At 34.6% G+C, this 6,039-nt stretch carries 7 protein-coding genes; all 7 read left to right on the forward strand.

Annotation, left to right across the window (positions count from 1 at the left end):
• Positions 1 to 13 precede the first annotated feature (13 nt).
• Complete coding sequence (locus SVN78_07670; GenBank protein ID MDY6821481.1) at positions 14 to 118, forward strand: TOBE domain-containing protein; 105 nt, start codon at positions 14 to 16, stop codon at positions 116 to 118.
• 143 nt (positions 119 to 261) lie between these two features.
• A complete protein-coding gene (gene pdhA / locus SVN78_07675) occupies positions 262 to 1,245 on the forward strand; it encodes a pyruvate dehydrogenase (acetyl-transferring) E1 component subunit alpha (protein MDY6821482.1) in 984 nt (327 codons plus the stop codon).
• Positions 1,242 to 2,207: an alpha-ketoacid dehydrogenase subunit beta gene (locus SVN78_07680; protein ID MDY6821483.1), complete on the forward strand. Its 966-nt coding sequence runs from the start codon at positions 1,242 to 1,244 to the stop codon at positions 2,205 to 2,207. Before pdhA ends, SVN78_07680 begins: the two co-directional genes overlap by 4 nt.
• A 10-nt stretch (positions 2,208 to 2,217) precedes the next feature.
• On the forward strand, positions 2,218 to 3,396 hold the full coding sequence (locus tag SVN78_07685) for a dihydrolipoamide acetyltransferase family protein (protein ID MDY6821484.1): 1,179 nt from the start codon (positions 2,218 to 2,220) through the stop codon (positions 3,394 to 3,396).
• A 9-nt stretch (positions 3,397 to 3,405) separates the two neighbouring features.
• The gene (gene lpdA / locus SVN78_07690) at positions 3,406 to 4,755 is read left to right on the forward strand and encodes a dihydrolipoyl dehydrogenase (GenBank protein ID MDY6821485.1); all 1,350 of its coding nucleotides are present in this window, start codon (positions 3,406 to 3,408) and stop codon (positions 4,753 to 4,755) included.
• Positions 4,756 to 4,763: 8 nt separating this feature from the next.
• Positions 4,764 to 5,405 (forward strand): lipoyl(octanoyl) transferase LipB, encoded by a 642-nt coding sequence (gene lipB / locus SVN78_07695; GenBank protein MDY6821486.1) that lies wholly within the window; start codon positions 4,764 to 4,766, stop codon positions 5,403 to 5,405.
• Positions 5,392 to 6,039: lipoyl synthase (locus tag SVN78_07700; GenBank protein MDY6821487.1), on the forward strand; the 648-nt coding region annotated here is incomplete at its 3' end. The genes lipB and SVN78_07700, both read left to right, overlap by 14 nt.

Genomic DNA, 6,039 nt, shown 5'->3' on the forward strand with positions numbered 1-6,039 from the left:
ACCTGATCTAACTATAACATCGGTTATGACATTAGATTCCTTAAAGGAATTGAATTTAGATATTGGAGATGAGGTAGTTGCTCTTACAAAAGCAGTAAATGTTGTATTAGTAAAGTAATAATGTAGGCAATAAAATTTGTTTTATCTCTTAATAAAAAGTGTATAAATATGCCTTTTTTAATTGAGTGAATTGGCACAAACTAAAGAAGCACTATATAATCAAAATACTAGAATATTAAAAATTTTTAAAAGGAGCAAAGCATGAATATCCCAAACAATGATTTAATAACAATGTATGAAAAAATGCTCCGCATTAGGGCCTTTGAAGAGAAAGTAATAGAGCTCTTTGCTAGAGGTGAGCTATTTGGTTTTGTCCATTGTTATGTGGGAGAAGAGGCTGTTAGTGTGGGTGTTTGTCAGCAATTAAGTGATGATGACTATATAACCTCAACCCATAGAGGTCACGGTCATTTAATTGCTAAGGGTGGTATTGTCAAATTTATGATGGCTGAACTATATGGGAAAGCTACTGGTTATTGTAAGGGCAAAGGTGGTTCTATGCATATTGCAGATGCCTCAAAGGGGATACTTGGTGCCAATGGCATTGTAGGAGCTGGTATACCAATAGCTACTGGTGCAGCCCTATCAATTAAATATAGAGGCACTGATCAAGTTGCTGTATCTTTCTTTGGAGATGGAGCAACAAATAGAGGATCTTTCCATGAAGCACTAAATCTAGCCTCTATCTGGAATTTACCTGTTGTCTTTGTCTGTGAAAATAATAGGTACGGTGAATTTATGGCTCAAAATAAACATCAAAAGATCTCTAATATTGCTGACAGGGCTAGCTCTTATGCTATACCAGGTGTTGTTGTTGACGGCAATGATATATTTGCAGTCTATAGTGAAACAGAAAAAGCTATAAAAAGGGCTCGTAGTGGAGAAGGGCCAACCTTAATAGAGTGTAAGACATGTAGAATGAGAGGTCATTTTGAGGGTGACCCTCAGAACTACAGAGATAAAAAGGAGATAGAAGAGTGGAAGAAGAAAGACCCCATTGATAGATTAAAAAAATACCTATTAGATAATAATATTTGTGAGGATTCAACGTTAAAAGATATTACAAGTAATATAAATAAAGAGATAGATGAGGCAGTAGAATTCGCAAAATCTAGTCCCTATCCAGTAGCAGAAGAAGCCTTGGAAGATGTATATACTGATTTAATTGAGGAGGCAAGAAAATGAAAGAGATGAGATTTGCAGAAGCAATTTGTGAGGCTATTGCCTATGAGATGAGAAGGGATAAAAATGTCTTTTTATTAGGTGAGGATGTATCAATTGGGGTATTTGGTGTAACAAAAAAGTTATTTAAGGAATTTGGCCCTTCAAGGGTAATGGATACCCCAATATCAGAAGAGGCTATAGCAGGGGCTGCAGTGGGTGCTGCAGCTACAGGCTTAAGGCCTATTGCAGAGATTATGTTTATGGATTTTATAACAGTTGCTATGGATGAGATTGTAAATCAGGCTGCTAAGATGAGGTATATGTTTGGGGGTAAAATTACCCTACCTTTAATAATTAGATGTGCAGCAGGGGCAGGTATACAGGGTGCTGCCCAGCACTCCCAGAGTTTAGAGGCTTGGCTTGTTCACACCCCAGGGCTTAAGGTAGCCTATCCTTCAACACCAAATGATGCAATAGGGCTTTATCTTTCTGCAATCAGAGATGATAACCCAACAATAGTTATTGAGAATAAAATGCTATATGCATCAAAGGGGATGGTAGATGAAGAATTTAGCCCCATACCGTTTGGTAAAGCTGATATTAAAAAAGAAGGAAGCGATGTTACAGTTATTGCAACAGGGGTTTGTGTATTAAAAGCATTAGAGTGTGCAAACAAACTAGAAGGTGAGGGTATAAGCTGTGAAGTAATTGATCCTAGGACACTCTTTCCCTTTGACAAGGAAACCATCTTTAACTCAATCAAAAAGACAAATAGAGTAGTTATTGTTACTGAAGAAAATAGAAGGGGTGCTTTCTCAGCTGAGATATCAGCTTTGATAGCAGAAGAGGCCTTTGATAATCTTGATGCCCCTATTGTAAGGATTGGTTCAATTAACACACCGGTTCCCTTCTCTAAGGTTTTAGAGGATTACTATCTACCCTCAACAAGTGATATTGAAAAGGGTATAAAATCATTTTTTTAAAGGAGTATAGATGCCACATAATATAGTAATGCCAAAACTAGGTCTTACAATGGAGGAAGGTACTATCACCAAGTGGTTTAAAAAGGAAGGTGATAAGATAAAAAAAGGTGAAGCTATAGCTGAGATAACCACTGATAAGATTACAAATGTTGTTGAGGCACAGGTTGATGGAATCTTAATAAAGATTGTAGCAGGCGAAGGTGAAACCATTAAAGTAGGTGAGACAATAGGGGTTATTGCATTAGAGGGGGAAGAAGTTCAAGTGGATATGGAGACCAAAAAGGATGAACAAAGTAAAATAACCCCTGAAAAATCTAAAGAGACCAAGGTAAAGGCAAGCCCTGTAGCAAAGAAAATAGCAAAAGAGCATAATATTGATTTAACCCTTGTTACTGCTACAGGTCCAGGGGGGCGCATCACAAAGAGTGATGTAGAGAATTACTTAAAAAGTAAGGATAAACAAAAGTTAGAAGAGCCAAAGGAATATGGAGAGCCAGAAAAAGAGGTAGGTTACAAAAGTATAAAATTAACGGGTATTAGAAAGGTTATTGCCAGTAGAATGCTCCAATCTGCAAGAGAAATACCACACGTTACTGAACATATAAAGGTAAATGTAGATAAACTAATCTCCCTTAGAGAGGAGTTAAAAACTGTATTAGATATTAAATTAAGCTACAACGATCTAATATCGAAGATTGTAATTGAATCTATAAAGACTTTCCCTTCAATAAATGCTTGCCTTAGAGATGATGAGATAATCTACTATCAAGATATTAATCTAGGTATAGCTGTAGCTACAGATAGTGGTCTTATAGTGCCAATAGTAAAAAAGGCAGATAAACTAAGTTTTATCCAATTTGTAAAGACAGTGAAAGAATTAGCCCAGAAAGCCAGGGAGTCTAAACTAACCTTAGATGATGTAGAAGGTGGAACATTTACTATAACTAATTTGGGTATGTATGGTATAGACTCATTTACACCAATTATATACCCTGGTCAATCCGCTATATTAGGTGTAAATACTATTGATAGTGAACTAATCCTTTCTAATGGAGAGGTAAGAGAGGTAAAAGTTTTAAAGTTTAGCCTTTCATTTGATCACAGGGTGATAGATGGTGCAGATTGTGCTAAATTTTTAAGTATATTAAAGACAAATATAGAAAATCCTTTAAAATGTTTTCTCACCTAGAGGGCTAAAATGTATGATCTAATTGTTATTGGTGCAGGTCCAGGTGGTTATACTGCTGCAATCAGGGCTTCTCAACTACACTTAAAAACAGCGATAGTTGAAGAAAGGGATTTGGGTGGTACCTGTTTGAATAGAGGATGCATACCCACTAAAGTATTGTGTCATGCAGCGAATATTATAAATACCTTTGACGAGGCCAAAGTATTTGGGATAGATGCACATTATGATTTCAATTTTACTAGACTTATGGCTTTTAAGGATAGGATTGTAAGAAAATTCTCAAAAGGTGTTGAGGCTTTGTTAAAGAATGCCAATGTTGATATTTATAAAGGATTTGCAACCCTTATTGATAAAGAGGCTATTAGAGTAGGAGATAAAAAACTAAAAGGGAAAAACATTATATTGGCAACGGGATCTAAACTGGCTATGCCTGAAATAGATGGTCTAGATAGTATAAAGACCTTAGATAGTGAGGCAGCCTTAGCATTAAATGAGATCCCTCCTAGATTATTAATTGTGGGTGCAGGTGTTATTGGGTTAGAGTTTGCATATATTTTTAGTTCTTTGGGATCTAAGGTAGTAGTTGTCGAATTATTACCTGAAATTCTTCCTTTCTTAGATAGGGATATTGTAGAGGTCATATATGAGAGCCTGAAAAAAAGGGGTGTTGTTTTTTACACCCATTCTAAGATAGAAAAAATTAAAGATTCTACTGCCTTTATTTTAACTGATAATGATAAAATTGATATTAATTTTGATAAGATTCTGATAGCCACAGGCAGAAAAGCAAATTATACTGGTTTTGAAAATATGAGCGAATTATTTAATGATGGATATATAGCTGTAAATAGTTTTTTACAGACTAATGTAGATAATATATATGCTATAGGCGATATTGTGAATTCTTATCAACTAGCACATGTTGCCTCATATCAAGGCATTATTGCTGCTAGTAACATTGCAGGATTAAAAAAGCCTGTTAATTTAAAGGCTGTGCCTGCCTGTGTATATACAAAACCAGAGGTTGCATGGGTTGGTTTAAGTGAAAGTGAGGCTAAAGAAAAATATAACAGGGTAAAAGTAGGTAAATTCCCTTATTTTATTTTACCAAAGGCAGCTTTGGAGGCAAAATCAGAGGGTTTAATTAAGATTATTGCAGATGAGAGATACAATGAGTTACTTGGGGTATCAATTGTTGGTGAATGTGCCAGTGAGATAATACATGAAGCTGTTGTTGCTATTCAGTCAGAGTATACAGTAGATGAATTTGTAGAAATAATACACGCCCATCCTAGCATTTCTGAGGGTATTAAGGAAGCTGCAGAGGATTTGTTGGATGCCCCTATTAATAAAATATAATTTAGATTATGGCTTTTAACTATCATTTTAAAGATTGTGGTATTATTTCTTATGATAATGGATTAAATCTACAAAAATATTATATTAATTTAGTTAAAAAAGGGGCATTAAAAGGAGTCTTTCTTTTATTAGAGCATACCCCCGTTTATACCATTGGTAAGGGTTGTAAAAAAGATCCACAATATTTTAACTATTTAAAACAGCTGGCAGATCTATATTTTATAGATAGAGGCGGTGATATTACATTCCACGGGCCTGGTCAGTTGGTTGTATATCCAATACTAGATTTAAATTATTTCAAGAGAGATTTACATCTATTCATCGAGATGTTGGAAGAGGCTATTATTAGATTGCTGAAATTATATAATATAGTAGCTGGTAGAAAGGCAAAGTATACTGGTGTGTGGATAGGCAATGAAAAGATTTCTTCTATAGGTATTGCTTGTAGAAATTGGATTACATGGCATGGCATTGCCTTTAATGTTAATGTAGATTTAAACTATTTTAGCTATATTACCCCTTGTGGTATTAGTGAATTTGGCGTGACTTCTTTAGAAAAAGAAGGTCTTAAAGTCTCAGTCAATGACTTAAAAACTCAATTAATACCAATAATAGAGGATTTATTTAATATAAGTTATGTCAATACCTAGTTGGTTAAAGGTCAATATTAATTTAGAAGAGATGCATTGGCTACATAAGTTGTTTAATAATTGTGGGGTTTCAACTATTTGTTGGAATGCAGATTGTCCAAATATCTCTGAATGTTATAGTAAAAAAACAGCTACCTTCTTGCTAATGGGGGATGTATGTACTAGAAATTGTGGATTCTGTTCTGTGAAAAAGGGAAAGCCCTCTAATTTAGACTATGGAGAGGCCGAGAGTGTTAAAAAAGCAGTCCATAACCTAAATCTAAATTATATTGTTTTAACAACTGTAACAAGAGATGATTTACCTGATGGGGGTGCAGCTTATATATATTATGTAATAAATAAATTGAAAACAAGTGGTTATCAATTAATTGAGATTCTCATGCCAGATTTTAAATCAGATAGAAACTCAATTGATTTAGTAATTGCTGCAGAACCTGTGGTAATAGGACATAATTTAGAGACTGTTGAGGCCCTTTACCCAGTAGTTAGACCTATTGCGGGTTACAAAAGATCATTAAATATTTTAGAGTATATAAAGAAGAAAAAGCCTTCTATATTAACAAAGTCATCTTTAATTTTGGGCTTAGGTGAATCAGAAAGGGATGTTAAAAAAACAATAAAGGATTTAGTCTCT

The organism is Deferribacterota bacterium, from assembly GCA_034189185.1.
In the GTDB taxonomy this organism is placed as follows: domain Bacteria; phylum Chrysiogenota; class Deferribacteres; order Deferribacterales; family UBA228; genus UBA228.